The 23,568-nt window shown below is 73.5% G+C and carries 24 protein-coding genes; 17 read left to right on the top strand and 7 right to left on the bottom strand.

Annotated features, from left to right (window positions below):
* Positions 1-120 precede the first annotated feature (120 nt).
* Complete coding sequence (locus tag IH00_RS0113530) at positions 121-1,230, top strand: hypothetical protein (protein WP_031073130.1); 1,110 nt, start codon at positions 121-123, stop codon at positions 1,228-1,230.
* Positions 1,231-1,260: 30 nt separating this feature from the next.
* Here IH00_RS0113530 and IH00_RS0113525 read toward each other — a convergent pair whose 3' ends face one another.
* Positions 1,261-1,497, bottom strand: a complete 237-nt coding sequence (locus IH00_RS0113525; protein WP_031073127.1) for a DUF397 domain-containing protein — start codon at positions 1,495-1,497, stop codon at positions 1,261-1,263.
* Complete coding sequence (locus tag IH00_RS0113520) at positions 1,494-2,312, bottom strand: helix-turn-helix domain-containing protein (RefSeq protein WP_031073125.1); 819 nt, start codon at positions 2,310-2,312, stop codon at positions 1,494-1,496. The genes IH00_RS0113525 and IH00_RS0113520 overlap by 4 nt, the downstream gene beginning before the upstream one ends.
* Before the next feature lie 82 nt (positions 2,313-2,394).
* Here IH00_RS0113520 and IH00_RS0113515 point away from each other — a divergent pair, with 82 nt between their 5' ends.
* Positions 2,395-2,805, top strand: coding sequence for a hypothetical protein (locus tag IH00_RS0113515; protein ID WP_031073123.1), 411 nt, complete (start codon positions 2,395-2,397; stop codon positions 2,803-2,805).
* Between the two features lie 101 nt (positions 2,806-2,906).
* Entirely contained in the window at positions 2,907-3,848 is a 942-nt protein-coding gene (locus IH00_RS0113510) for a hypothetical protein (protein WP_031073122.1), read from the top strand.
* Between the two features lie 8 nt (positions 3,849-3,856).
* Here the strand turns inward: IH00_RS0113510 and IH00_RS0113505 are convergent, their stop codons facing one another.
* Positions 3,857-4,816, bottom strand: coding sequence for a TIGR04222 domain-containing membrane protein (locus tag IH00_RS0113505; RefSeq protein ID WP_031073120.1), 960 nt, complete (start codon positions 4,814-4,816; stop codon positions 3,857-3,859).
* 450 nt (positions 4,817-5,266) lie between these two features.
* On the opposite strand from IH00_RS0113505, the gene IH00_RS0113500 reads away from it, so the two are divergent.
* Positions 5,267-5,704: a hypothetical protein gene (locus tag IH00_RS0113500; RefSeq protein WP_031073119.1), complete on the top strand. Its 438-nt coding sequence runs from the start codon at positions 5,267-5,269 to the stop codon at positions 5,702-5,704.
* A gap of 254 nt (positions 5,705-5,958) precedes the next feature.
* Positions 5,959-6,453, top strand: coding sequence for an SgcJ/EcaC family oxidoreductase (locus IH00_RS0113495; RefSeq protein ID WP_031073117.1), 495 nt, complete (start codon positions 5,959-5,961; stop codon positions 6,451-6,453).
* Here IH00_RS0113495 and IH00_RS0113490 read toward each other — a convergent pair.
* A complete protein-coding gene (locus tag IH00_RS0113490; protein WP_031073115.1) occupies positions 6,425-7,132 on the bottom strand; it encodes a GDSL-type esterase/lipase family protein in 708 nt (235 codons plus the stop codon). The two genes, IH00_RS0113495 and IH00_RS0113490, sit on opposite strands and share 29 nt — an antisense overlap.
* Before the next feature lie 59 nt (positions 7,133-7,191).
* On the opposite strand from IH00_RS0113490, the gene IH00_RS0113485 reads away from it, so the two are divergent.
* The 4 genes from IH00_RS0113485 to IH00_RS0113470 all read left to right on the top strand — a co-directional run bounded on the left by IH00_RS0113485 (position 7,192) and on the right by IH00_RS0113470 (position 10,059).
* On the top strand, positions 7,192-8,202 hold the full coding sequence (locus IH00_RS0113485; RefSeq protein ID WP_031073114.1) for an SdiA-regulated/phytase-like domain-containing protein: 1,011 nt from the start codon (positions 7,192-7,194) through the stop codon (positions 8,200-8,202).
* Positions 8,203-8,256: 54 nt separating this feature from the next.
* Positions 8,257-8,793, top strand: coding sequence for a GNAT family N-acetyltransferase (locus IH00_RS0113480; RefSeq protein WP_052411370.1), 537 nt, complete (start codon positions 8,257-8,259; stop codon positions 8,791-8,793).
* A gap of 196 nt (positions 8,794-8,989) precedes the next feature.
* Positions 8,990-9,325 carry an ArsR/SmtB family transcription factor gene (locus tag IH00_RS0113475; protein WP_031073110.1) on the top strand — a complete coding sequence of 112 codons (336 nt, stop codon included), beginning with the start codon at positions 8,990-8,992 and terminating at the stop codon, positions 9,323-9,325.
* Entirely contained in the window at positions 9,316-10,059 is a 744-nt protein-coding gene (locus IH00_RS0113470; RefSeq protein WP_420710873.1) for a cation efflux transmembrane domain-containing protein, read from the top strand. The genes IH00_RS0113475 and IH00_RS0113470 overlap by 10 nt, the downstream gene beginning before the upstream one ends.
* 70 nt (positions 10,060-10,129) lie before the next feature.
* Here IH00_RS0113470 and IH00_RS0113465 read toward each other — a convergent pair whose 3' ends face one another.
* Positions 10,130-10,984, bottom strand: coding sequence for a TetR/AcrR family transcriptional regulator (locus tag IH00_RS0113465; RefSeq protein ID WP_078887727.1), 855 nt, complete (start codon positions 10,982-10,984; stop codon positions 10,130-10,132).
* 98 nt (positions 10,985-11,082) lie between these two features.
* On the opposite strand from IH00_RS0113465, the gene IH00_RS0113460 reads away from it, so the two are divergent.
* Both IH00_RS0113460 and IH00_RS0113455 read left to right on the top strand, forming a co-directional pair.
* Positions 11,083-12,099, top strand: coding sequence for a daunorubicin resistance protein DrrA family ABC transporter ATP-binding protein (locus IH00_RS0113460; protein WP_031073104.1), 1,017 nt, complete (start codon positions 11,083-11,085; stop codon positions 12,097-12,099).
* Complete coding sequence (locus IH00_RS0113455) at positions 12,096-12,959, top strand: ABC transporter permease (protein WP_078887726.1); 864 nt, start codon at positions 12,096-12,098, stop codon at positions 12,957-12,959. The genes IH00_RS0113460 and IH00_RS0113455 overlap by 4 nt, the downstream gene beginning before the upstream one ends.
* Positions 12,960-13,014: 55 nt before the next feature.
* On the opposite strand, the gene IH00_RS0113450 is transcribed toward IH00_RS0113455, so the two are convergent.
* Positions 13,015-13,683 carry a DUF4360 domain-containing protein gene (locus tag IH00_RS0113450; protein WP_031073096.1) on the bottom strand — a complete coding sequence of 223 codons (669 nt, stop codon included), beginning with the start codon at positions 13,681-13,683 and terminating at the stop codon, positions 13,015-13,017.
* 242 nt (positions 13,684-13,925) lie between these two features.
* Positions 13,926-15,044: a phosphoserine transaminase gene (gene serC / locus IH00_RS0113445; protein ID WP_031073093.1), complete on the bottom strand. Its 1,119-nt coding sequence runs from the start codon at positions 15,042-15,044 to the stop codon at positions 13,926-13,928.
* Between the two features lie 375 nt (positions 15,045-15,419).
* Here serC and IH00_RS0113440 point away from each other — a divergent pair, with 375 nt between their 5' ends.
* From IH00_RS0113440 to IH00_RS0113415, 6 genes are all read left to right on the top strand, one after another.
* The gene (locus IH00_RS0113440) at positions 15,420-16,340 is read left to right on the top strand and encodes an EamA family transporter (RefSeq protein ID WP_039946901.1); all 921 of its coding nucleotides are present in this window, start codon (positions 15,420-15,422) and stop codon (positions 16,338-16,340) included.
* 84 nt (positions 16,341-16,424) lie between these two features.
* Positions 16,425-17,210, top strand: a complete 786-nt coding sequence (locus IH00_RS0113435; RefSeq protein ID WP_031073091.1) for a TIGR03084 family metal-binding protein — start codon at positions 16,425-16,427, stop codon at positions 17,208-17,210.
* Entirely contained in the window at positions 17,207-18,889 is a 1,683-nt protein-coding gene (locus IH00_RS0113430; protein ID WP_031073089.1) for an acyclic terpene utilization AtuA family protein, read from the top strand. The genes IH00_RS0113435 and IH00_RS0113430 overlap by 4 nt, the downstream gene beginning before the upstream one ends.
* Entirely contained in the window at positions 18,886-20,484 is a 1,599-nt protein-coding gene (locus IH00_RS0113425; RefSeq protein ID WP_031073088.1) for an acyl-CoA carboxylase subunit beta, read from the top strand. Before IH00_RS0113430 ends, IH00_RS0113425 begins: the two co-directional genes overlap by 4 nt.
* A gap of 10 nt (positions 20,485-20,494) precedes the next feature.
* Positions 20,495-22,387, top strand: coding sequence for an acetyl/propionyl/methylcrotonyl-CoA carboxylase subunit alpha (locus tag IH00_RS0113420; RefSeq protein ID WP_031073086.1), 1,893 nt, complete (start codon positions 20,495-20,497; stop codon positions 22,385-22,387).
* Positions 22,384-23,526, top strand: a complete 1,143-nt coding sequence (locus IH00_RS0113415) for an acyl-CoA dehydrogenase family protein (protein WP_031073084.1) — start codon at positions 22,384-22,386, stop codon at positions 23,524-23,526. The genes IH00_RS0113420 and IH00_RS0113415 overlap by 4 nt, the downstream gene beginning before the upstream one ends.
* Positions 23,527-23,568 lie beyond the last annotated feature (42 nt).

Here is a 23,568-nt window from a genome sequence, read left to right as displayed (position 1 = left end):
GCCGGAACGGGAGATCACCAGTGCAAGTGGAGCGAGGATTTGCAGCGCAACTCGCACCCTCCGTAGCCTGCTGCTTCCCGGTTGCACCGCAAGGAAATGGCCCTCGGAAGGGAGCCGTTGATGGGGGATCAGGCGGAGTCGTTCGCCGATCTGGCACACCGTCTCGCGCAGGCGCTCGACGCGTGGCAGGCGTGCGTGGGGGAGCCGACCGCCCAGGGCAGGCCGACGCGCAAGGCACTGGTGGCCGCGCTGGAGGCGGAGCGGCGGACGTCCGGCCGCCAGTCCCGCAAGAAGATCGACGAGGCGCTGCTGTCGTACTGGCTGAAGGGCCGTGAGCAGCTGCTGCCCGGCACCAAGCACAACCGGCTGCCCAGCGAGGAGGACTGCGATGCCCTCGCTCGGGCGCTGGCGGAGAAGGCGCCCCGGAGTGCCCGGCAGCTTCCGCGGATCGGCCGGGAGATCGCCCACCTGGCGCGCGACCTGAGGGACGTCGGCGGGCCGGGATGGCGGAACCGCGTCCTGACGAGCATCACCGTGCCGCCCGTCGAACGGGCGGAACCCCCGGGGCAGCCCGGCCCCACCGATCAGGCCGCGCCCGTCGAGACCGCCGAGCCGGTGACCGGGCGGCGACGGTACCGGAATCACCGGTGGCTCTGGGCCGGAGCGGCGTCGGCCGTGGTGGCGGCCGGGTCGGCAGGGGCATTCATGTGGCCGGACGGCGGCGAGTCCGCCTCCGCCGGGAAGCCCCCGGACGCACGGGCCGCGCCGAGCGCGCAGGGCCCGGGCGTCTCCGTCCCGGGTCGTACGGCTTCCCGCGGGCCGGGCGGCGTGCAGGGCGACCACCGGTGCGGAAAGGCCCGCAGCGCGGGTGCGGTGTCGTGGACGCCGTGCACTTTGGCCGCCGAGGACGGGACCATGTCCTTCCTGGTGCAGCTCACGAACACCTCGGCCCGACCGGTCACCGTCAGGGCGAAGCTCGCTTACGTCCAGGCCGCGGTGGAGCAGACCTGTCCCGGGCCGTGGGGCACGTCGGCGACGGTCACCGTCGGCGCCGGGGCGACCAGAACCAGCCCACTGGACGCGTGCGCCGTCGCGCCGGCACCGGCGCAGGCGTACCAGGCCCGGGTCTGGGTGGTGCCCGACGGCTCACCTCGGTGGGGATACCGCGAACACTCGCCGACCCTGCACGTGCAGGCCGACGGTACGCCTGTGTGGGCCGACGAGGCGTGACGAGGCGACCGGCAGCTCCTTCTTCGCGACCTACCGGAGGTTCTCCAGGAGTGCGGTCCAGGCGGCGGGGGAGAGGGTGAGGGCGGGGCGGGTGATGTCCTTGGAGTCCCGGACGTGGACGGTGTGGGGGCAGGCGGCGACCTCGACGCAGTCGCCGCCCTGGTCGCCGCTGTACGAGGACTTCGTCCAGGCGAAGGCTACTTCGACGCAGTCGCCGCCTTGGCTGCCGCTGTAGCTGCTCTTGAACCAGTCGAGGTTGGTGCTCATAGCTCGCATGCCACCTGTTCGATGAGTTTGGCGGAGTCCTCCGGGCTGAGTGCCTGTGCCCGCAGAATGCCATAGCGTGCGAACACGTCACCGAGGTCCGGTTGTTCGCTGAGAAAGTAGCGCCCGCTCTGTCCCTCGATGTAGGCCAGTTGGCCGCGCCGCTCGGCCGTTTCCAGCAGGGCGAAGGAACCGTCGAGTCCCGCGTGGGTCTTCCGGTTGGTCGGCATCACCTGAATCTCGATGTTTCGTAGTCGTCCGACTTCGAGGATGTGCAGCAGGTTGTCCTTGAGGACCGCCACGCCGCCCAGTGGCCGTGTGAGCACGCTTTGCTCCATCACGAAGCTGACCAGGGCGGTGGGCTTGCGGTGGAGGAGTTTCTGGCGGGCCAGCCGAGCGGCGACCATCGCGTCGATCTCGTCATCGTCCAGCGCCGGGCAGTGGGAGCCGAAGACTGCCCGCGCATACGGCTCTGTCTGCAGCAAGCCGGGAATCACGTGGTTCTCGTACTTATGGATGGCCGCCGCCTTGGCCTCCTCCTCCAGGTAATCCTCGAACCACGCCGCCACACCGCTCGCCTTCAGCTCCTTCGCCACCTCCAGCAGTGCACCTTGTGCACCCACGAGATCATCCGCGAGCTCCACGAAGGTGCCCCGCGGGCGGCGCTCGCCGCGCTCGATCATGGCCACCTGGGACTTGGAATAACCCGTATGCCTGCCCAGCGACTCCTGTGAGACCTTCGCTCGTTCGCGGTGGAAGCGGAGCAGTCTGCCGAACGCCTTCGCGGCGCCCGGAGTGCCGTTGTTCCCGATGTTCACGCCCGTCCTCCCCAGGTGCACAGCGCGGCACAAACAGCTTGTGGCGCTGGTCACAGTAGAGCCGGACCGCAAAGCTGGCCGCATGAATCCGCGCAATTCACTTGACACGGTGCCGTCCTGGGTTCCGGCGGCCGGGCATGCCCTGCGGCATGCGGGCATCCACTTCGACGCCGTCCGCATCGGCGGGATGCTCGGGGAGGAAGTGGCCTACGAGCTCATGCAGTTCACGCACTTCGAGGCCGGGCCGATCGTCCGGGAGCTGGCCGGGGAGCAGAACCTCTACTTCCTGCTGCCGCCGCAGACCGCCGCCGCCTACTCCTGGCCGGCGGGAGCGCGGGCGCTGAGCCGCAGCGGGCGCAGTGCCGCGTTCGTGGGAGTGCCCGCGCTGGACGGGCTGACGTGGCCGCTGGACTGGAGATCGCGGCCCACCGAGGAAAGCCCCTTCGTGGAACCGGACTTGTTGTACGAAACGGTGCTCCGTGCTGTACGGTGACCGCGTCATCACGCTCCGTGTGTACACATGGGGCGGTCCCCGGCGGTGCGCCAACACCGTCCGAGGACCTTCATCACCAGTGGAGAGGCAGTCCACCAGAAATGCTTCGGCATGCTATCGCGCCGCTTCGGCGCTTCACCAAGGTCTCGCACGACCTCGTACGGCATCCGCGTCTGAACAGCGACGCGAAGCTGCTGCTCATCCACGTCCAGGGGCTCCCGGACCACAAGGCCGGCAAGCCGCTCGGTGAGCACGCCACCGACCTCGGGATGAAGCCCCGCGCGTACCAGAGGGCCAAGCAACTGCTGGTGGAGTGCGGGTACTTCCACGAATGGCAGTGGCAGGACCGGCGGGGCCGCTGGAACACCGACCAGCTCTGCTCGAACGTCACCCTCACGAGGGAGGAGGCGAGCAGGGTGCGGCACGGTGTCCCGCCCGAGGGGCCACCGAGTGCGCCGGAACCGGCGGTCGGTGAAGCGGCTTCCCGGAGCCTCGGCGGCCCCCCTCCGGTAGAAGAAGACCAGGAGAAGAACGCTCCCCACCCCCCACCCCAGGACCCCGACGCGGCTGACGCGCCCGGGCGGCCCGAAGGACCCGGGGCCTCCCGGGCGCCGGAGGTCGCCCAGGCGGAACGCGTGCTGCTCTCCCTGCGGCACACGCACCCCGGCCTGCTGCTGGGCGTCCGGGAGGCACGCGGCCTCGCCGATGCCGCGGCGGAGTGGCTGCGGCGCGGCCTGACGGCGAAGGACCTGCACCGGGCGCTGACGCAGGGCCTCCCGGCCGACGGGGTCCGCTCGGCGGTGGGCTTCGTACGCCACCGTCTCGTCGCCAAGCTCCCGGCGCCCGCGGAGACGTCCCCGCCGCTGCCTGTCAGGGGTCCGGTGGCGTGCGCGGGTCCGGGCGACGAGCACTACTTCCGGCCCCTCGGCGACGAGACGCACTGCGGCCGCTGCCGCACGGCCGCCGCTGCCGCGCCGCCCGCACGCCGCAGGGCCATCCCCTGGCGCGCCCTCGTCGAGCAGGAGGCCGCCGCCCGCGGGTAGGGAGCGCCTCACGGCCCGCCCCCGCCGCACCCCCCGCCACCGCCACCGCTCCCGCCGCAGGCGGCCCCGCCTCCGCCGCCCGCGCCGCAGCCCGCCGGGCCCGCGCAGGAGGTGCCGCCCCAGTCCGCAGTGGTGCCGCACCAGTAGGCGGCGCCGAAGCCGGGGGAGCCGCTGCCGGAGCCGAAGGGGCTCTGGCGGCCGGACCAGGTCTCGGGGGTGACGAGGGCCGTGAACTCCGGTTCGCGCGAGGCGGCGAGGCCGTCGAGGGCGACGGCCCCGACGGGGGTGGCCGCCAGTGCGGTCAGGGTGTCGGCCGACCGGGACGTGGGCGGGCGTTTCCGCTCGGCCCGCAGGGTGCTCAGCTTCCGGCGGACCTCGTCCGGCACGCGGGCGTGCACCGGCCGCGGCAGCCACGCCGGTACGGCGGCGATCGCGGACAGCAGCAGCCCGGCCCACCAGCGGTGCGGCGAGCCGAGCGCGAGCTCGCCCGCCGTGAGGGCGGGCGACAGGACGGCCGCGATCCGCAGGAGGCGCCGTGCCCGGTGCTGGCGGCGCAGCAGGGCCGGGCTGACCAGCACCGACTCGGTTTGCAGGCGGTCGCCGACCGACTGCACCGCGCGGGTCGAGGCCGCCCGGGCCACCAGCTTCCCGAGGTTCTCGGAGCGGTGGATGCCCGCGGCCTGGACGAGTGCCTTCTCGACGGCGTCCGCGGTGCCGGAGGCGCCGGCGCCGTCGTGGAAGGTGACCGTGCCGTCCTCCGCGACGGCTAGCAGTCCCCGCCGCTTCATCCGGTACAGCGCGATGGTCACCACGCGTCGCGGTCCGCCCGCCAGGAAGGCCAGCTCGTGGGCCGTCAGGTCCTCGCGGACCCGCACCGCGCGCCGCGTCTCCCGCCGGATCGCCGCCGCCACGACCAGGCGGTGGGCGAGCGCGCCGGCCACCACCACCAGTGCCGCGCCATAGAGCACACCAGGCCACATGGCCGTACCCCCGTTGTTCCCCCGTATCCCCGTCCCCTGCGTTGTCCCCGCGGGGCGAGATCGCCAAGCGTGCGCCGGAGCGCAGGCGTGATCAGGTGCGCGGAGAGCACCCGGTGTCCGCGCGGGCGTGTTCCGGTCCGCCGGGTGGCAGTAGGCGCAGCTCATCGCACTAGTGGCGTGGCCCTGTCAATACCGCTTCGTCGTGTGCTCCTCGGGGACATTCACGGTGGGGTTGCTCGATCCCTCCGCCGGCAGCTCCGTACGAGCAGCGGACTGCCGCCAGGTCGCGACGCCGTGTGCCGCGAACCACCAAGCCCCTTCCCCGGACGGTCCGGTGACCGGCTGAGGGCAGCCGTGCTCTCGGCGCACCGGCCGGCCGACACGTCTCCCGGAGAGCCGGGGGATCTCGTACCGGCAACGACGAAAAGGAACAGTGATATGGCCGACATCACGAAGATCTCCGCGTACCTCTACACCGCCGACGTTCCCGCAGCCGACACCGACGGAATCGTCTACCTCGGCATCGCGGGACGGGAGTTCAACCTCGACAGCGACAGTGACGACTTCGAGCGCGGGGCCCAGTTCACGTACGTCCTCGGCGAGGGTTCGAACGTCAAGAACTCCGAGTACAACGACCCGCGCAAGCCGCAGCTCGACACCGATGACCTGGACCGCTACCCGGCCTACATCCGGTTCGTATCCGCGGGTCAGTACCCCGGCTGGTGCCTGGAGCGCGTCACCGTCACGGTGAACCCCGACTCCACCACCCCGCACCGGTTCGACAACCCCCGGCTCATCGGCCTCGGCGAGAACCACCGGATCTGGCTGTACAACGAGGGCGGCAACCAGCTGTACCTCAAGCGGTACGACGGCTGACCCGTCATATCCGGCGAGGGCGGCCGGAACCACCGCCACTGGTTCCGGCCGGCCCCCTGTCCCCGGCCCACACCACGGCGACGGCGGATGAGGCACGGGCGGGCCGGTGACTCCTTCCGGCGCCGGTGCGCACGGCCCGGAGCCCGTGCACGGGTTCCGGGCTTCTCCCCGTGGGCGTCCCAAGGCGCTTGACATCAAGCGTGGTTGAGGTCGGAGGCTGTGGTCACCACGAGGGAAGGTCAAAGGGAGGGATCATGGGTTTCCAGGTCACAGGCGTCACGGTTCCGCAGGCCGACGTGGACGCCATCGTCGCGCTGGTGGGGCAGGTCCAGGAGGCGCAGCAGAAGGCGCTGCCGGAGGACTTCCTGAGCGTCTTCCGCGAGGACGCCATCTGGACAACCGGCCACGGCAAGCGGCTGTTCGGCCTGGAGGAGATCGGCGCCTTCACCCGCACGGTGCTGCCGGGGTCGGCCGCGCACGACGTGACGGCCACCTTCGAGGTGGAGTACATCCTGTTCGTCCGCCCGGACATCGCGGCGGTCAAGGTGCGCCAGCGGCCGGTCACCAGGGGCGGGCAGCGGCTCGACGAGGTGTTCCTGAGCAGCGAGGACCCGGCGGCCCTGGTGGCGGACCACCCCGACGCCGTGCCGGGTACGCCGATGTACGTCCTGGCGAAGGACGACGGCGTGTGGCGCATCGCCGCCGCTCAGAACACCAAGGTCATCGACCCCGGGAGCCTCGTCCGGTGAGCCCCGCGTAGGGGCCGCCCATGTCCCACGCCTGGTGCATGGCCGTCGCGAAGGCAGAGGCCAGCTTGTGCTCGCCCGACGGGCCGGGGTGGGTGCCGTCGTAGGTGTCGGTGTGGAGGTCGTACGACTCGGGGGGCGTCGCCAGCAGCAGGGGGGAGGCGGGCTCGTCGAGGTCGGCGACCGCCTTCGCCAGCAGTTCGTTGAAGCGGGCGCACTCGGCGGCGAAGGCGGGCTCGTCGCGGGCGCGGACGTTGGGTATGACGGGCAGCAGCACGGCGCGGACGTGCGGATTGGCGGCGCGGGCCTCGCGGATGAAGGCGCGGGCGTTCTCGGCGGTCTGGTCGCTGTTGGTGTAGAAGCCGAGGTCGATCAGCCCGAGGGCGACCAGGAGGACGTCGGCCTTCGTCGCGGCGACCGTCTCGCGGATCAGCGGCGCCATGTGCAGCCAGCCCTCGCCCCAGCCGGCGAGGTGGCGGCGCGCCCTGTCGGGGAAGTCCGGGTCGCCGTAGTCGTGGGAGACGGGCGCGTCGGCGGTGGTGTCGTACAGCTCGGTGCGGGGGCCGACGATGCGGTACGGGCCGCCGTACGTCGCGTTGAGGTGCTGCCACATGCGGTAGCGCCAGGTGTAGTCGCCGGCGCGCCCGATGGTTTGGCTGTCGCCGACGAACATGAAGCGCATGGGGGCCATCATCCCCGACCGGGACGGTGGTGTGCGATGTGACCATGGACACTGGGGGCATGGCTTCGTGGCGTACGGCTCTGGGGGCGGCGGCCCTGGTGGTGGCGGGTGTGGTGTCCGCGGCGGCTCCGGCGGCGGCCGAGGACGGCGGGTTCACCCTGGAGGACGGCAGGATCACCGAGTCCAGCGGTCTCGCCGCCAGCCGCGCCCACCCGGGCGTCTACTGGACGCACAACGACCAGGACGGGCCGCGGGTGTTCGCGGTCGACTCGCGCACCGGAAGGACGGTGGCGACGGTAACCCTGCGCGGGGTCGGCACGCCGCGCGACATGGAGGCGATCTCGGTCGGGCCGGACGGCGCGGTGTACGTCGGGGACATCGGGGACAACCTCGACGGGTCGTGGGACCACGTGTGGATCTACCGCTTCCGCGAGCCGGAGCGGCTGCGCGACCAGACGGTGGACGCCACCCAGCACGTGGTGCGGTACGCGGACGGGCCGCGCAACGCCGAGGCGCTGATGGTGCACCCGAGGACGGGCCGGGTGTACATCGCGTCGAAGAACGAGGACGGGGGCGGGCTGTACGAGGGGCCCGCGCGGCTGTCGGCGGGCGGCGCGAACGTGTTCCGGCGCGTCGGCGAGGTGCCGTGGGTGACGGACGGCGCGTTCTCGCCCGACGGGACGCGGCTGGTGCTGCGCGGCTACTTCAGCGCCCGGGTGTACGCGTGGGAGGACGGGCGGCTCGGCCGGCACGAGCCGGTGAACGCGCCGTTCCAGGGGCAGTCGGAGTCGGTGACGTACACACCGGACGGCTCGGCGATGCTGTTCGGCTCGGAGGGGGAGCGCAGCGGGGTCGTGAGCGTGGCGGTCGAGGACGCGCCCGCCCGGTCGCGGACGCCGTCCCCGGCGGGCGGCGAGCCCGGCGGAGGTGACACCGCGGGCCGCGGGGGCAAGGGTGACGGCGGCGACGGGGGTGGCGGGAACGCGACGGTCGGGGCGCTGGTGCTGGGCGGCGCGGCGGTGCTGTACCTGGGGTGGAAGCGGCTGAGGCGGGGCGCGCGGAGCGGTTGAGGAGCGCAATAAGCGCGTGCGGTGCGGTGGTGGCGCGTGATACTCCTCCCTGCCATGGGCGATCTGGTGACCACGCGGCTCGTGCTGCATCCGATGACCGTCGGCGAAGCCGGGCGGGTGGTGGCCGGCGCGCCGGGCGACGGTGACCGGTGGGCGCCGGGATATCCCACCGACGGTGACGTGTCCGCCGCCGGGCGCTTCCTGAGCACCTGCGCGAGCACCGGCGATCCGCGGCCGTTCGGCAATTACGAGATCCGCCGCCGCGAGGACGGGCTGGCGATCGGTGGCATCGGTTTCCACGGGCCCCCGGACGAGGAGGGCGGTGTCACGATCGGCTACGGCCTCATCCCGTCGGTGCGGGGGCGGGGGTACGCCTCCGAAGCCCTGCGGGAACTGCTGCTGTTCGCGCGGGCACGCGGTGTCACCCGGGTGAAGGGCGACGCCGACCTCGACAACGTCGCGTCGCAGCGCGTCATGACGGCGGCCGGCATGCGGCCGGCCGGGCAGGACGACCGCGTCCGGTACTTCGAGGCCACGTGGACCGACGAGGCCGCGTGGACCGACGAGACGGCGGGCACCGGGCGTTCCTGACGCGCCGGGCAGGGCGAGCCGGTCCGCGCACTCCCGGTTCCGCCTCCCCGGGGTGAGGCACCTCCGCCGGCACACCTGCGGCTGAATACCGGTCACAAGCCTCTGCACGGCTTCCGGCGCCGCGACCCGGGACCCGGGGCCGAGCCTCCGACGGTTCAGGATTTCCTGGATTCAGGTTTGCCTGTACTCTCGTGGAGTGCTGACTGCTGCCTCCGACATCGAGGTGCTGGCCCGGTTCGGCCGCGCGCTCGCCGATCCGATCCGCTGCCGGATCCTGCTCGCGCTGCGCGACGCCCCCGCCTACCCCGCCGACCTCGCCGACGTACTCGGCGTCTCCCGTACCCGGCTCTCCAACCACCTGGCATGTCTGCGCGACTGCGGGCTGGTCGTCACCGTGCCCGACGGCCGCCGCACCCGCTACGAACTCGCCGACGAACGCCTCGGCCGCGCCCTCGACGACCTGCGCACCGCCGTCGTCGCCGTGGAGACCGACCGCACCTGTCCGGACGCCGGCGGGATGGGATGTTGCTGATGACCGCCGGGAACCCCATGCCCCTCGGCCCCTCCCCGGCCCGCCGCGAGGCACTCATCCGCCGGATACGCCTGCTCGTGGCGGCCACCATCACCTACAACGTCATCGAGGCGATCGTCGCCCTCGTCGCCGGCACCCGCGCCTCCTCCACCGCCCTCATCGGCTTCGGCCTCGACTCCGTCATCGAGGTCTCCTCCGCCGCCGCGGTCGCCTGGCAGTTCTCCGCGCGCGACCACGCCGTCCGCGAGGCGCGCGAGCGGCGCGCACTGCGGATCATCGCCGTCTCCTTCCTCGCGCTCGCCGCGTACGTCGCCACCGACGCCGTCCGGGCGCTGACCGGCACCGGCGAGGCCGAACGATCCGTTCCCGGCATCGTCATCGCCGCCCTCTCCCTCGCCGTCATGCCGTTCCTGTCCGCCGCCCAGCGCCGCGCCGGCAGTGAACTGGGCTCGGCCAGTGCCGTCGCCGACTCCCAGCAGACCCTGCTGTGCACGTACCTGTCGGCCGTGCTCCTGCTCGGCCTGGTTCTCAACGCCACTCTCGGCTGGTCCTGGGCCGACCCCCTCGCCGCCCTCGTCATCGCCGCGATCGCCGTCAAGGAAGGCCGCGACGCCTGGCAGGGCAAAGGGTGCTGCGCGCCCCCGGCCGTTGCGGCCGCGGCCGGCGCGGCCTCGGCCGCCGGCACCGGGACGGACGCCTGTGGCTGCCGCCCCGGCTGCGACTGCTGCACCTGACCGCGTGTCCGGCGCCGGGTCCCGGCGTCACGCCGGGACCCGCTGCGCGTTCCGGATCACGCGCCGAGCGCTATCGGCCGCCGCGTCGTCCCCCGGGGCCGTCCCGTTCCGTGTCTGCGGGCGTGCCCGGGGTTCGGGGCGCGGGGGCCTGCGCGGCGGTCGCGCCGGCGCGCCGGGCGACCAGGGTCTCGAAGCCGCCGATCAGGGCGCGCAGGCCGAAGGCGAAGTGGTCGAAGTCGGCCGTGAAGGTGTCCTCGGCGAGCCCCGCCATCAGGGGGTAGTCGCCGGTCTCCAGGGCGCGGACGAGGAAGGGCTCCTGCCGCTTCCAGAACTCCGCGTCGCTGACGCCCGTCTCCTTCGCGGCCTCGACCGCCTCGGCCTCCATGCGCGCGATGCCGGTGACGAAGCTCTGGACGGCGATGAGCACCGAGATGGTCTCGGGATCGCTCAGGCCCATCCCCCTGAGTCCCGCCAGGGCCAGCTCCAGGCCGCGCAGGGCGCTCGGGCCGAGGACCGTGCGGGTCTGGTTGACCTTGAGCAGCCAGGGGTGGCGGCGGTACTGGTCGAGCTGGGCGCGGGCGATGGCCTCCACGGCCGTGTGCCAGTCGCACGGGAGGGGCGCGCCCGGTTCGAGCGGCGGCCGCTGGACGTGGTCGAGCATCAGGTCGAGCAGCTCGGCCTTGCCGGGGACGTACCGGTAGAGCGACATCGTGCCCACGCCCAGTTCGGTGGAGAGGCGGCGCATCGAGACGGCGCCCAGGCCTTCGGCGTCGGCGACCTCGACCGCGGCGGTGACGATCCGGGCGAGGGTGAGGCCGCGTTTCGGGCCCCGGGAAGGCGGCTCGCCGGTCCCCCACAGCAGCTCCAGGCTGCGCACGATGTCGCCGCTGCCGGTGTTCACCGTCGTCTTGTCGCTGCTGGCCATGGCGTCAGCGTAGTCGTCGCCGTAATCCGCTGGACAAAAACTGAGTACGCTGTACGCTCACTTGGGTACGGTGTACTCAGTTTCAGTGGGAGGGCGGCATGGACGACTGGGCGGTACGGGCCGAGGGCCTGGAGAAGCGGTACGGGGAGAAGCGGGCGCTGGACGGGTTCGACCTCGCCGTCCGCGCCGGGACCGTCCACGGGCTGCTCGGCCCCAACGGAGCCGGCAAGACCACCGCCGTGCGGGTGCTGGCCACGCTCCGCCGGTTCGACGGCGGCCGCGCCGAGGTCGCGGGGGTCGACGTGGCGCGCGAGCCGCGCCGGGTCCGGGGGCTGATCGGTCTCACCGGGCAGTACGCCGCGGTCGACGAGGTCCTCACCGGCCGGCAGAACCTGGAGATGTTCGGGCGGCTGTTCCACCTGGGCGGCCGGCGGGCGCGCCTGCGCGCCGACGAACTGCTGGAGCGGTTCGGCCTGGTGGAGGCCGCCGACAAGGGCGTCGAGGGGTACAGCGGCGGCATGCGCCGGCGCCTGGACCTGGCCGCCTCCATGATCCTGGCACCCCGGGTGCTGTTCCTGGACGAACCGACGACCGGACTCGACCCGCGCGGGCGGGGCGAGGTGTGGGACGCGGTGCGGGACCTGGTCGCGGGCGGTACGACCGTCCTGCTGACCACGCAGTACCTGGAGGAGGCCGACCGGCTGGCCTCGCACGTCACCGTCATCGACCGCGGCCGGGCCATCGCCGACGACACCCCCGAGGCGCTGAAGGACCGCGTCGGCGGGGACCGTATCGAGGTCGTCGCCGCCGAGGCCGGCGACCTGCCGCGCGTCGCCCGGACCGTCGCCCGCGTGTGCAACGGCGAGCCGCGGGTCGCCGCTGCCGAGCGCCGCGTCCACGCGCCGGTCAGCGACCGGGTCGCGGCGCTCACGGAGGTGGCCAGGACGCTCCAGGACGAGGGGATCGCCGTCGAGGACATCGGACTGCGCCGGCCGAGCCTGGACGACGTGTTCCTGCGCCTGACCGGTCACGCGACCGAGGGCGACGGCAGCGGCGGCACGGAGCCGGACGCGGCGGAGAAGGAGACCAAGGAGAAGGAGGTGGCGGCGGCATGAGCGCGGACGCGCTGAGCCCGGGCGCCCTGGGCGGGGAGACCCTGGAACCGATCGCGGGCCGCGGGCGGGCCTACTGGGCGGTGGCCGACTGCTGGAACATCGTCCGTCGCCAACTGACGCACTACCGGCGCAAACCCGTCTACATCGCCTGGCAGCTCGGCTTCCCGATCCTGTCGGTGCTGCTGTACGGGTACGTCTTCGGTGGCGCGATGAAGCCGCCGGGCGGCGGCGGGGCCTCGGACTACCGGGACTTCCTCATGCCGGGCATGTTCGTGATGACGATGGCGTTCGGCTTCATCAACACGGCGACGGCCGTGGTCACCGACGCCAACAAGGGTGTCATCGACCGGTTCCGCTCGATGCCCATGGCGCCGTCCGCGGTGGTCACCGGGCGCGGGGTGACCGATGTGATCGTGGCCTGCGCCGAGCTGACGATCCTCGCGGGGACGGCGTTCGCGATGGGCTGGCGCTCCGACGGCGGGTTCCTCGCGACGGCGGGCGCCTTCGGGCTGCTGCTGCTCCTGCGCTACTGCCTGACCTGGGTGGGCATCTGGCTCGGGCTGCTGGTGCCGGACCCCGAGGCGGCCGGCGGGCTCTTCGCGGTGGCGTTCCCGCTGACCATGATCTCCAGCGTCTTCGTCCAGCCCGGCACGATGCCCGGCTGGCTGGGCACGCTCGCCGCGTGGAACCCGATCTCCTCGACGGCGGCGGCGACCCGCGAGCTGTTCGGCAATCCGGTGGGGAGTGACGGGAGCTGGATCCAGGAGCACGCGCTGCTGATGGCGGTGGTGTGGCCGCTCGTGCTCACGGCGGTGTTCGTGCCGCTGGCGGTGCGGCGGTTCCAGCGGCTGAGCCGGTAGGGCCGCGAGGGCGGGCCCGCGGAGGGGGCGCGGGCCCGCCCGGTCACGGGACGGCCTACGCCGGGCACTCCTTCCAGGCCAGGCGGTACACCGTCTTGATGTCACCGTCGGTGGAGTCCATCGCGATGAAGCTGTTGGTCTTCGAGGTGTCCGAGGTGCCCGCGTTGACCCGCAGCTCGGTGTTGATGTTGAAGTTGCGCTTCACGCCGCAGGGCGCCCAGACGAGCTGCCCCCAGTCGGTGGAGTCGGTCGCCTGCCAGTTGTTGTCGTACGGGCCCTTGTAGGGGTGGGTCCTGGTGGCGGTGTCGGGCGAGCCCTGGAAGTAGTACGACGCCCGCTGGACCGCCGAGGCGCCCGGCTCCAGGTGGGCGTAGCCGCGGTAGTCGGCGCTGGCGACGGCGTAGGTGAAGCCTTGCGGGACGTGCACGACCAGGTTGAGCTGGCAGTTCTTGCGGAAGTCGGTCGGCTCGGCGCCCACGCCCACCTGGGCGAGGTAGTCGCTGTAGGTGACGGTGAAGGCCGTGTTGTCGGGGGCGACGGCGACGGCGGCGGTGCCCAGCGGGCAGCCGGATCCGTTGACGGTCGCGATCTCGATGACGATCTTGTCGGGCGGGGCGACGATGCCGCCGGTGGTGGCCGCGGAGGCGCCGGGGGACAGGGCGATCGAGGCGACTAACGCCGCGGCCGCGCCGATGACGGCGCCGGTACGGGTTGCTCTGGGCATGGGTCTCCGATCGGTTGCCTGGCGGTCGAAGTGGGGGGTCCAACCGTGGATGGTGTGCGCATGCCGGCTGCGCGCTACGGATGGTAAGGACGGGTACCGGGGGCCGATAGAGCGGTTATCGGCCGCGTGTGCCGGGCGGTGGGGACGTATACGAAAGGGCCCGGCGCCTGCGCGCCGGGCCCTGGTCGTGCCTCATGCCTGCGGGGCACGCCCCGGACCGTGCGTCCGGGCCGTGCGGGGGGTCAGAGCTTCTCGATGACGTGGTCGATGCACTTGGTCAGCGCCTCGACGTCGGACGGCTCGACCGCCGGGAACATCGCGATCCGCAGCTGGTTGCGGCCGAGCTTGCGGTACGGCTCGGTGTCCACGATCCCGTTGGCGCGCAGCACCTTGGCGACGGCCGCCGCGTCGACCTCGTCCGAGAAGTCGATGGTGCCGATGACCTGCGAACGCTTCGCCGGGTCGGAGACGAACGGCGTGGCGTACTTGGACTCCTCGGCCCAGCCGTACAGCGTGCGCGCGGAGGTGGCGGTGCGGCGCACCGACCAGTCCAGGCCGCCCTGGCCGTTGATCCACTTCAGCTGCTCGTTGAGCAGGAAGAGGGTGGCGAGGGCCGGGGTGTTGTACGTCTGGTTCTTCAGCGAGTTGTCGATCGCCGTCGGCAGGGAGAAGAACTCCGGGATGTGGCGGCCCGAGGCGTGCACCCGCTGTGCGCGCTCCAGCGCCGCCGGGGAGAACACGCCGATCCACAGGCCGCCGTCCGAGGCGAAGGACTTCTGCGGGGCGAAGTAGTAGACGTCGGACTCGGTGACGTCGACCGGCAGGCCGCCCGCGCCGGAGGTCGCGTCGACCAGGACCAGCGCGCCCTCGTCCGCGCCCTCGACGCGCTTGACCGGGGCGGCGACACCGGTGGAGGTCTCGTTGTGGGTGAAGGCGTAGACGTCGGTGCCGGCCTCCGCGCGCGGCTCCGGGTGCGTGCCCGGGTCGGAGGAGATCACGGTCGGCTCCTCCAGCCACGGGGCCAGCTTGGCCGCCTTCGCGAACTTGGACGAGAACTCGCCGAAGGTCAGGTGCTGCGACTTCGACTCGATGAGCCCGTGGGTCGCGATGTCCCAGAAGGCGGTGGAGCCGCCGTTGCCCAGGATCACCTCGTACCCGTCGGGCAGCGAGAAGAGCGCGCGTACGCCCTCGCGGACCTCGCCGACCAGGTTCTTGACCGGTGCCTGGCGGTGCGACGTACCGAGAAGGGACGTGCCGGTGGCGGCCAGGGCGTCCAGCGCCTCCGTACGCACCTTGGAGGGGCCCGCGCCGAAACGGCCGTCGGCGGGCTTGATGTCGGTGGGAATCTGGATCTCAGCCACGGGCCGGAGCCTAGCCGCTCGGGGGCCGGACCGAAGGGCGTGTCCGTCGGGTGAGACGTCGCGATGAGACGCCGCCGGCCCCGCCGCGGGCGGTCCGGCAGGCGGTCCGGTGGTCGGCGGCGGCGGGGCGGAGGAGCCGGTCACGGCGTTGACGGCGGCCGGGGCGGGGCACTCGTGGGCGGCGGGCGGCGCGCCTACGGTGGAGGTGCGGGCCACGGTGCGGCCGTCTGGAAGGCACCGGCCACGGTGCAGTACATTTGACTTCAAGTTCAATGCAATGCACTCGCTGCTCACGGAAGTCATGAGGGTCGCCCGGTGAACGACACCGCCCGTACGGACGCCGCCGCCCGGGGCGCGGACGCCGCCGCCGTCGCGCTGCCCGAGACCGCCGCCGCGCATCCCGCCGCCGCGCCCCCGCGGGGCGGTGTCCTGCGGCGCGGGGCGCTCGGGCCCGTGGCGCTGGTCGTCGCGGGCGGGATGTCCGTGCAGTTCGGGGCGGCCATCGCGGTCATGCTCATGCCCCGGGCGGGGGCGCTCGGCGTCGTCACGCTGCGGCTGGTCCTCTCCGCCGTCGTGCTGCTGGCGGTCTGCCGGCCCCGGCTGCGCGGGCACACGCGCGCCGACTGGGGCACGGTCGCCGCCTTCGGCGCCGTGATGGCCGCGATGAACGTGCTCTTCTACCAGGCCGCCGACCGCATTCCGCTCGGCGTGGCCGTCACCCTGGAGGTGCTCGGACCGCTCACCCTGTCGGTGATCGCCTCGCGCCGGCTGGTCAGCCTGGTCTGGGCCGGGCTCGCGCTGGCCGGCGTGGCGCTGCTCGGCGGGGGCGGGTTCGACCGGCTCGATCCGGTGGGCGCGGCCTTCGCGCTGTCGGCCGGTGCGATGTGGGCCGGGTACATCGTCTTCAGCGCGCGCACCGGGCGGCGCTTCCCGCAGGCCGACGGGCTGGCGCTGGCGATGGCCGTGGGCGCGGTCCTCACGCTGCCGCTGGGCATCGCGGAGGCCGGGTCCAAGCTGCTCGTGCCCTCGACGCTCGGACTCGCCCTCGGGGTCGCCCTGCTGTCGTCCGTCCTGCCGTACACCCTCGAACTGCTCGCGCTGCGCCGGCTGCCCGCGCCCACCTTCGCGATCCTGATGAGCCTGGAGCCGGCGATCGCGGCGGCGGCCGGCTTCTTCCTGCTGCGCCAAGCCCTGTCCTTCGTCGATGCGTTGGCGATCGCGCTGGTCATCGCGGCGAGCATGGGCGCGGTGCGCTCGCAGGCGGCCCCGGGGGCCGCGCCGGACGCCAAAAAGTAAAGCAAGCACGCTTGCTTGTTTCTCCGGGCGCTGCCATGCTCCGGGGCACGCACTGCCGTGTCCGTGCCCCGGAGGGAGCGCTCCGTGTCCGATGCCCTGCTGGATGATCTGCGCGACGAGAGCGAGGAGCTCGACCGGCTGGTCGCGGACCTGAGCCCGGAGCGGTGGGCCACGCCCACTCCCGCGCCCGGCTGGACGGTCGCCCACCAGATCGCCCACCTCGCATGGACCGACGACGCGGCCCTGCTCGCCGCCACCGACCCGGAGGGCTTCGCCGCCCACGTCACCGAAGCGCTGGACGCCCCCGGCACCTTCGTCGACGAAGGAGCCGCAAAGGTCGCCGCCGCACCGCCCGGCGAACTCCTCGCACGCTGGCGCGACGGCCGCGAGCGCCTGCGGCAGGCCCTGGCCGCCGCCCCCGCCGGGGCCCGCCTCCCCTGGTACGGGCCACCCATGAGCGCCGCCTCCATGGCGACCGCCCGGCTGATGGAGACCTGGGCACACGGCCAGGACGTCGCCGACGCCCTCGGAGCCGTACGCACCCCGACCGCCCGGCTGCGGCACGTCGCCTGGATCGGCATCCGGGCGCGGGACCACGCCCACGCGGTGCGCGGCCTGACGGCACCCGCCGAACCCTTCCGCGTGGAGCTCACCGCGCCCGACGGGACCCCGTGGGCGTACGGGCCCGAGGACGCGGCGCAGCGCGTGACCGGACCGGCCCTGGACTTCTGCCTGCTCGTCACCCAGCGGGCGCACCGCGCCGACCTGGCGGTGCGGGCCGAGGGCGCCGACGCGGACCGGTGGCTGGACATCGCCCAGGCGTTCGCCGGACCGCCCGGCCCGGGCCGCGCGCCGCGGGGGGCCGCGTGAGGCGGCCGCTGCGCATCGGCAACGCCTCCGGCTTCTACGGCGACCGCTTCGACGCCGTGCGGGAGATGCTCACCGGAGGCGAACTCGACGTCCTGACCGGCGACTACCTCGCCGAGCTCACCATGCTGATCCTCGCCCGCGACCGGATGAAGGACCCGCGACTGGGGTACGCCAGGACCTTCCTGCGCCAGATGGAGGAGGGCCTCGGCCTCGCCCGTGAACGCGGGGTGAGGATCGTGACCAACGCCGGGGGCCTCGACCCGGCCGGTCTCGCCGACGCCCTGCGCGCGCTGGCAGGACGGCTCGGCCTGCCGGTGCGCGTCGCGCACGTCGAGGGCGACCGGCTGCCCGCCCGCGAGGGTGTGCTGGCCGCCCACGCCTACCTGGGCGGCGCCGGCATCACCGCCTGCCTGCGCGCCGGCGCCGACGTGGTGGTGACCGGGCGCGTCACGGACGCGGCGCTCGTCAGCGGCCCGGCGGCGTGGTGGTTCGGGTGGGGCCCCGAGGAGTACGACCGGCTCGCGGGCGCGGTCGTCACCGGACACGTCCTGGAGTGCGGGACGCAGGCGACCGGCGGCAACTACGCCTTCTTCACCCGCCACGACGTCCGCAGGCCCGGCTTCCCCCTGGCCGAACTGCACGAGGACGGTTCGTGCGTCATCACCAAGCACCCCGGCACCGGCGGCGTCGTGGACACCGGCACGGTCACCGCGCAGCTGCTGTACGAGACGGCCGGCGCGCGGTACGCCGGGCCCGACGTGACCGCGCGGCTGGACACCGCCGCCCTGGCGCCGGACGGACCGGACCGGGTGCGGATCTCCGGCGTACGGGGCGAGGCGCCGCCCCCCACGCTGAAGGCCGGGCTCAACCGGCTCGGCGGCTGGCGCAACGAGGTCGTCTTCGTCCTGACCGGACTCGACATCGAGGCCAAGGCGGCACTCGTGCGCGAACAGCTGGACGACGCCTTCGCCCGCGCGGGCCGCCGCCCGGCGCACGTGCGCTGGGAGCTCGCCCGCACCGACCGGCCCGACGCCGCCACCGAGGAGACCGCCAGCGCGCTGCTGCGGCTCGTGGTGCGCGACCCGGACCCGGAGGTGGTGGGCCGGGCGGTCAGCGGCGCCGCGATCGAGCTGGCCCTCGGCAGTTACCCCGGCTTCCACGTCACCGCGCCGCCGGGCAAGGGCACGCCGTACGGCGTCTTCGAGGCGGAGTACGTCGACGCGGGCGCGGTCACGCACACCGCGGTGCTCCCCGACGGCGAGCCGGTGGTGCTCGCCCCGCCCGCGCGGACCCGCGCCCTGCACCCCGTACCGCAGCCGCCGCTGCCCGAGCCGCTGCCCGAGGGGCCGGTACGCGGCGCGCCGCTCGGCCTGGTCGCCGGGGCCCGCAGCGGCGACAAGGGCGGCGACGCCAACGTGGGCGTGTGGGCCCGGTCCGAGGAGGCGTGGCGCTGGCTCGCCCACGCGCTGACCACCGACCGGCTGCGCGAGCTGCTGCCCGAGACCCGGGACCTGCCGGTCGTCCGGCACGTCCTGCCGAACCTGCGCGCGCTGAACTTCGTGGTGACCGGCCTGCTCGGCGAGGGCGTCGCGGCCCAGGCCCGCTTCGACCCCCAGGCCAAGGCCCTCGGCGAATGGCTGCGCGCCCGCCACCTCGACATCCCGGAGGTCCTGCTGTGACCGTGCTCGCCTCGGCCCTCGACACCGCCGGCGCCGACTACGCGGCCCACCGCGAGGCCATGCTCGCCAAGCTCGCCGCGCTCGACGCCGAACACGCCAAGGCCCTGGCGGGCGGTGGCGCGAAGTACACCGACCGCCACCGCGGGCGCGGCAAGCTGCTCGCCCGCGAGCGCATCGAACTGCTCCTCGACCCCGACGCGCCGTTCCTGGAGCTGTCGCCGCTCGCCGCCTGGGGCAGCGACTACCCGGTCGGCGCGTCGCTCGTCACCGGCATCGGCGTCGTCGAGGGCGTCGAATGCCTGATCACCGCCAACGACCCCACCGTGCGCGGCGGCGCCTCCAACCCCTGGACGCTGAAGAAGGCCCTGCGCGCCAACGAGATCGCGTACGCCAACCGGCTGCCCTGCATCAGCCTGGTCGAGTCCGGCGGTGCCGACCTGCCCTCGCAGAAGGAGATCTTCATCCCCGGCGGGGCGCTGTTCCGCGACCTCACCCGGCTGTCCGCCGCCGGGATCCCCACGATCGCCGTGGTCTTCGGCAACTCCACGGCGGGCGGGGCGTACGTCCCGGGCATGTCCGACCACACCGTGATGATCAAGGAGCGGTCGAAGGTCTTCCTCGGCGGACCGCCGCTGGTGAGGATGGCCACCGGCGAGGAGAGCGACGACGAGTCGCTCGGCGGCGCCGAGATGCACGCGCGCGTGTCCGGGCTCGCCGACCACTACGCGCTCGACGAGGCCGACGCGCTGCGCCAGGCCCGGAGGATCGTCGCCCGCCTCAACCACCGCAAGGCGCACCCTGATCCGGGCCCCGCCGAACCACCGAAGTACGACCCGGAGGAGCTCCTCGGGATCGTCCCCGGTGACCTGCGGACCCCCTTCGACCCGCGCGAGGTCGTCGCCCGGATCGTCGACGGCTCGGACTTCGACGAGTTCAAGCCGCTGTACGGGCCGTCCCTCGCGACGGGCTGGGCGCGCCTGCACGGCTATCCGGTCGGGATCCTCGCCAACGCCCAAGGGGTGCTGTTCTCCGCCGAGTCGCAGAAGGCCGCCCAGTTCATCCAGCTGGCGAACCAGCGGGACATCCCGCTGCTGTTCCTGCACAACACCACCGGCTACATGGTCGGCAGGGAGTACGAACAGGGCGGCATCATCAAGCACGGCGCGATGATGATCAACGCGGTGTCCAACTCGAAGGTGCCGCACCTGTCCGTGCTCATGGGCGCCTCGTACGGCGCCGGCCACTACGGCATGTGCGGCCGGGCCTACGACCCGCGCTTCCTGTTCGCCTGGCCCGGCGCCAAGTCCGCCGTCATGGGCCCGCAGCAGCTCGCCGGCGTCCTGTCGATCGTCGCCCGCGCCTCGGCCGCCGCCAAGGGGCAGCCGTACGACGAGGAGGGCGACGCCGCGCTGCGCGCCATGGTCGAGCAGCAGATCGAGGCCGAGTCGCTGCCGGTGTTCCTGTCGGGGCGGCTGTACGACGACGGGGTCATCGACCCGCGCGACACCCGCACCGTCCTCGGCCTGTGCCTCTCGGCGATCCACACCGCCCCGGTCGAAGGCGCGCGCGGCGGCTTCGGCGTCTTCCGGATGTGAGGACCCTTCCATGATCACTTCCGTCCTTGTCGCCAACCGGGCCGAGATCGCCTGCCGCGTCTTCCGCACCTGCCGGTCGCTCGGCATCGACACGGTGGCGGTGCACTCCGACCCCGACGCGGGCGCCCTGCACGTCCGCGAGGCCGACGCGGCCGTACGGCTCCCGGGCGCCGCGCCCGCCGACACCTACCTGCGCGGCGACCTGATCGTGCGGGCCGCGCTCGCCGCGGGCGCGGACGCGGTGCACCCCGGGTACGGCTTCCTGTCCGAGAACGCCGACTTCGCGCGGGCCGTCACCGACGCCGGGCTCACCTGGATCGGGCCACCGCCCAAGGCGATCGAGGCGATGGCGTCCAAGACGCGGGCCAAGGAGCTGATGGCGGCGGCGGGCGTCCCCCTGCTGGACCCCGTCGACCCCGCCACGGCCACCCCGTCCGACCTGCCCCTGCTGCTGAAGGCGGCGGCGGGCGGCGGCGGGCGGGGCATGCGGGTCGTACGGGACCTGGCCGCGCTGCCCGGCGAACTGGCGGCGGCGACGGCCGAGGCGCGCTCCGCGTTCGGCGACGGCGAGGTGTTCGCGGAGCCGTACGTCGAGCGGGGCCGCCACGTCGAGGTCCAGGTCCTCGCCGACGCGCACGGCACGGTGTGGGCGCTGGGCACCCGGGACTGCTCGCTCCAGCGGCGCCACCAGAAGGTCGTCGAGGAGGCCCCGGCCCCCGGCCTGGCCCCGGCCCTGCGCGAGACGCTGCACACCGCGGCCGTGGCCGCCGCCACGGCGGTGGGATACGTGGGCGCGGGCACCGTCGAGTTCCTGGTCGCCGGCGACCGGGCGTACTTCCTGGAGATGAACACCCGCCTCCAGGTGGAGCACCCCGTCACCGAAGCGGTCTTCGGGCTGGACCTGGTGGCCCTCCAGCTCCGGGTCGCCGAGGGCGCCGCACTGCCGCCCGCACCCCCGGCCGCCTCCGGCCACGCCGTGGAGGCACGCCTCTACGCGGAGGACCCGGCCCGCGACTGGTCACCCCAGACGGGGGTCCTGCACGCCCTGGAGCTGCCCGCCGGGCTCCGGGTCGACGCCGGGTACGCCGCCGGCGACACCATCGGCGTCCACTACGACGCCATGCTCGCCAAGGTGATCGCCCACGCGCCCACCCGGGACGAAGCCGTACGGAAACTGGCGCACGCCCTCGCGCGGGCACGGGTGCACGGGCCCGTCACCAACCGGGAGCTGCTCGTACGGTCGCTGCGGCACCCCGACTTCACCGCCGGGCGGCTCGACACCGGCTTCTACGAGCGGAACCTCGACGGGCTGACCGCGCCCGCACCCGGCGAGGCCGAGGCGGCCGTCGCCGCCGCGCTCGCGGCCGCCGCACGCCGCGGCGGCCGCTTCGGCGGTTTCCGCAACGTGCCGTCGCAGCCGCAGAGCGCCCGGTACGGCGGGCACGAGGTCCGCTACCGGTCCACCCGCGGCGGCGGGTGGACCGTCGTGTCCCACCCGCACCTGCACGTGGTCGACGTGACGCCCGAGCTCGTCCGCCTCGCCGACGACGGCGTCGTACGGGCCTGGGAGGTCGCCGCGTACGGCGACGGCACCGTCCACGTGACCACGCCGGGCACCGCACACCGGCTGGCCGAACACCCCCGGTTCACCGACCCCGCCGAGCGCACCGCGCCCGGCTCGCTGCTCGCGCCCATGCCCGGCACCGTCGTCCGCGTCGCGGACGTGGCGCCCGGCGACCGGGTCGCCGCCGGGCAGCCGCTCGTCTGGCTGGAGGCGATGAAGATGGAGCACCGGGTCACCGCTCCCGCCTCCGGCACGCTCGCCGCGCTCCACGCCGCCCCCGGCCACCAGGTCGAGGTCGGTGCCCTGCTCGCCGTCGTGGAAGAGGAGACAGAGGAATGAGCACCGTCATCGAGAGCGAAGAGCAGTCCGCCCTGCGCACCGCCGTCGCCGCCCTCGGCCGGCGCCACGGCCGCCCCCACGACACCGCCTCCCGCGACGCCCTGTGGGCCGAGGCCGGCAAGCTCGGCTACCTCGGCGTGAACCTCCCCGAGGAGTACGGCGGCGGGGGCGGCGGCATGGCCGAACTGTCCATCGTGCTGGAGGAGCTGGGCGCGGCCGGCTGCCCGCTGCTGATGATGGTGGTCTCACCGGCGATCTGCGGCACGGTCATCGCCCGGTTCGGCACCACCGAGCAGCGGGACCGCTGGCTGCCGGGCCTGGCCGACGGCACCCGCACGATGGCCTTCGGCATCACCGAACCCGACGCCGGCTCCAACTCCCACCGCATCACCACCACGGCCCGCAGGACGGACGACGGCTGGACCCTGACCGGCCGGAAGGTCTTCGTCTCCGGCGTCGACATCGCCGACGCCACCCTCGTCGTCGGCCGCACGGAGGACGCCCGCACCGGCAAGCTCAAGCCGTGCCTGTTCGTCGTCCCCCGCGACGCCCCGGGCTTCGGACGGCGCCCGATCGAGATGGAACTGCACGCCCACGAGAAGCAGTTCGAGCTGACGCTGGACGACGTACGGCTCCCCGCCGACGCGCTCGTGGGCGAGGAGGACGCGGGGCTGCTGCAGCTGTTCGCCGGGCTCAACCCCGAACGCATCATGACCGCCGCCTTCGCCGTCGGCATGGGCCGGTACGCGCTCGGGCAGGCCGTCGCCTACGCCAGGGACCGCCAGGTCTGGAAGGCCCCGATCGGCGCCCACCAGGCCATCGCCCACCCCCTCGCCCAGGCGCACATCGAGCTGGAGCTGGCCCGCCTGATGATGCAGAAGGCGGCCCACCTGTACGACGCGGGTGACGACACGGGCGCGGGCGAGGCCGCCAACATGGCCAAGTACGCCGCCGCCGAGGCGTGCGTGAAGGCCGTCGACCGGTCCGTCCACACGCTCGGCGGCAACGGCCTCACGCGCGAGTTCGGCCTCGCCTCGCTCATCACCGCGTCCCGGGTGGCACGCATCGCTCCGGTCAGCCGGGAAATGATTCTGAACTACGTGTCCCACCAAACGCTCGGCCTGCCCAAGTCGTACTGAGTACGCCCGTACTCGGTACCGCCGTACCGACAGGAGCCGTCA

It is taken from the genome of Streptomyces sp. NRRL S-118 (genome assembly GCF_000716335.1).
Classification (GTDB): domain Bacteria; phylum Actinomycetota; class Actinomycetes; order Streptomycetales; family Streptomycetaceae; genus Streptomyces.
Note: the sequence above shows the minus strand (reverse complement) of the source record. Positions and strands in the feature narration are given on the sequence as shown.

Excerpts from the sequence above, each read along its gene's own strand:
- IH00_RS0113450 (WP_031073096.1), bottom strand. The coding sequence starts at position 13,683 with ATGCCCAGAGCAACCCGTACCGGCGCCGTCATCGGCGCGGCCGCGGCG.
- IH00_RS0113490 (WP_031073115.1), bottom strand. The coding sequence starts at position 7,132 with ATGCGCTTCATGTTCGTCGGCGACAGCCAAACCATCGGGCGCGCCGGC.
- IH00_RS0113465 (WP_078887727.1), bottom strand. The coding sequence starts at position 10,984 with ATGGCCAGCAGCGACAAGACGACGGTGAACACCGGCAGCGGCGACATC.
- IH00_RS0113515 (WP_031073123.1), top strand. The coding sequence starts at position 2,395 with ATGAATCCGCGCAATTCACTTGACACGGTGCCGTCCTGGGTTCCGGCG.
- IH00_RS0113460 (WP_031073104.1), top strand. The coding sequence starts at position 11,083 with ATGGACGACTGGGCGGTACGGGCCGAGGGCCTGGAGAAGCGGTACGGG.
- IH00_RS0113455 (WP_078887726.1), top strand. The coding sequence starts at position 12,096 with ATGAGCGCGGACGCGCTGAGCCCGGGCGCCCTGGGCGGGGAGACCCTG.
- IH00_RS0113480 (WP_052411370.1), top strand. The coding sequence starts at position 8,257 with ATGGGCGATCTGGTGACCACGCGGCTCGTGCTGCATCCGATGACCGTC.
- IH00_RS0113525 (WP_031073127.1), bottom strand. The coding sequence starts at position 1,497 with ATGAGCACCAACCTCGACTGGTTCAAGAGCAGCTACAGCGGCAGCCAA.
- IH00_RS0113420 (WP_031073086.1), top strand. The coding sequence starts at position 20,495 with ATGATCACTTCCGTCCTTGTCGCCAACCGGGCCGAGATCGCCTGCCGC.
- IH00_RS0113485 (WP_031073114.1), top strand. The coding sequence starts at position 7,192 with ATGGCTTCGTGGCGTACGGCTCTGGGGGCGGCGGCCCTGGTGGTGGCG.
- IH00_RS0113500 (WP_031073119.1), top strand. The coding sequence starts at position 5,267 with ATGGCCGACATCACGAAGATCTCCGCGTACCTCTACACCGCCGACGTT.
- IH00_RS0113510 (WP_031073122.1), top strand. The coding sequence starts at position 2,907 with ATGCTTCGGCATGCTATCGCGCCGCTTCGGCGCTTCACCAAGGTCTCG.
- IH00_RS0113415 (WP_031073084.1), top strand. The coding sequence starts at position 22,384 with ATGAGCACCGTCATCGAGAGCGAAGAGCAGTCCGCCCTGCGCACCGCC.
- IH00_RS0113495 (WP_031073117.1), top strand. The coding sequence starts at position 5,959 with ATGGGTTTCCAGGTCACAGGCGTCACGGTTCCGCAGGCCGACGTGGAC.
- IH00_RS0113470 (WP_420710873.1), top strand. The coding sequence starts at position 9,316 with ATGTTGCTGATGACCGCCGGGAACCCCATGCCCCTCGGCCCCTCCCCG.
- IH00_RS0113530 (WP_031073130.1), top strand. The coding sequence starts at position 121 with ATGGGGGATCAGGCGGAGTCGTTCGCCGATCTGGCACACCGTCTCGCG.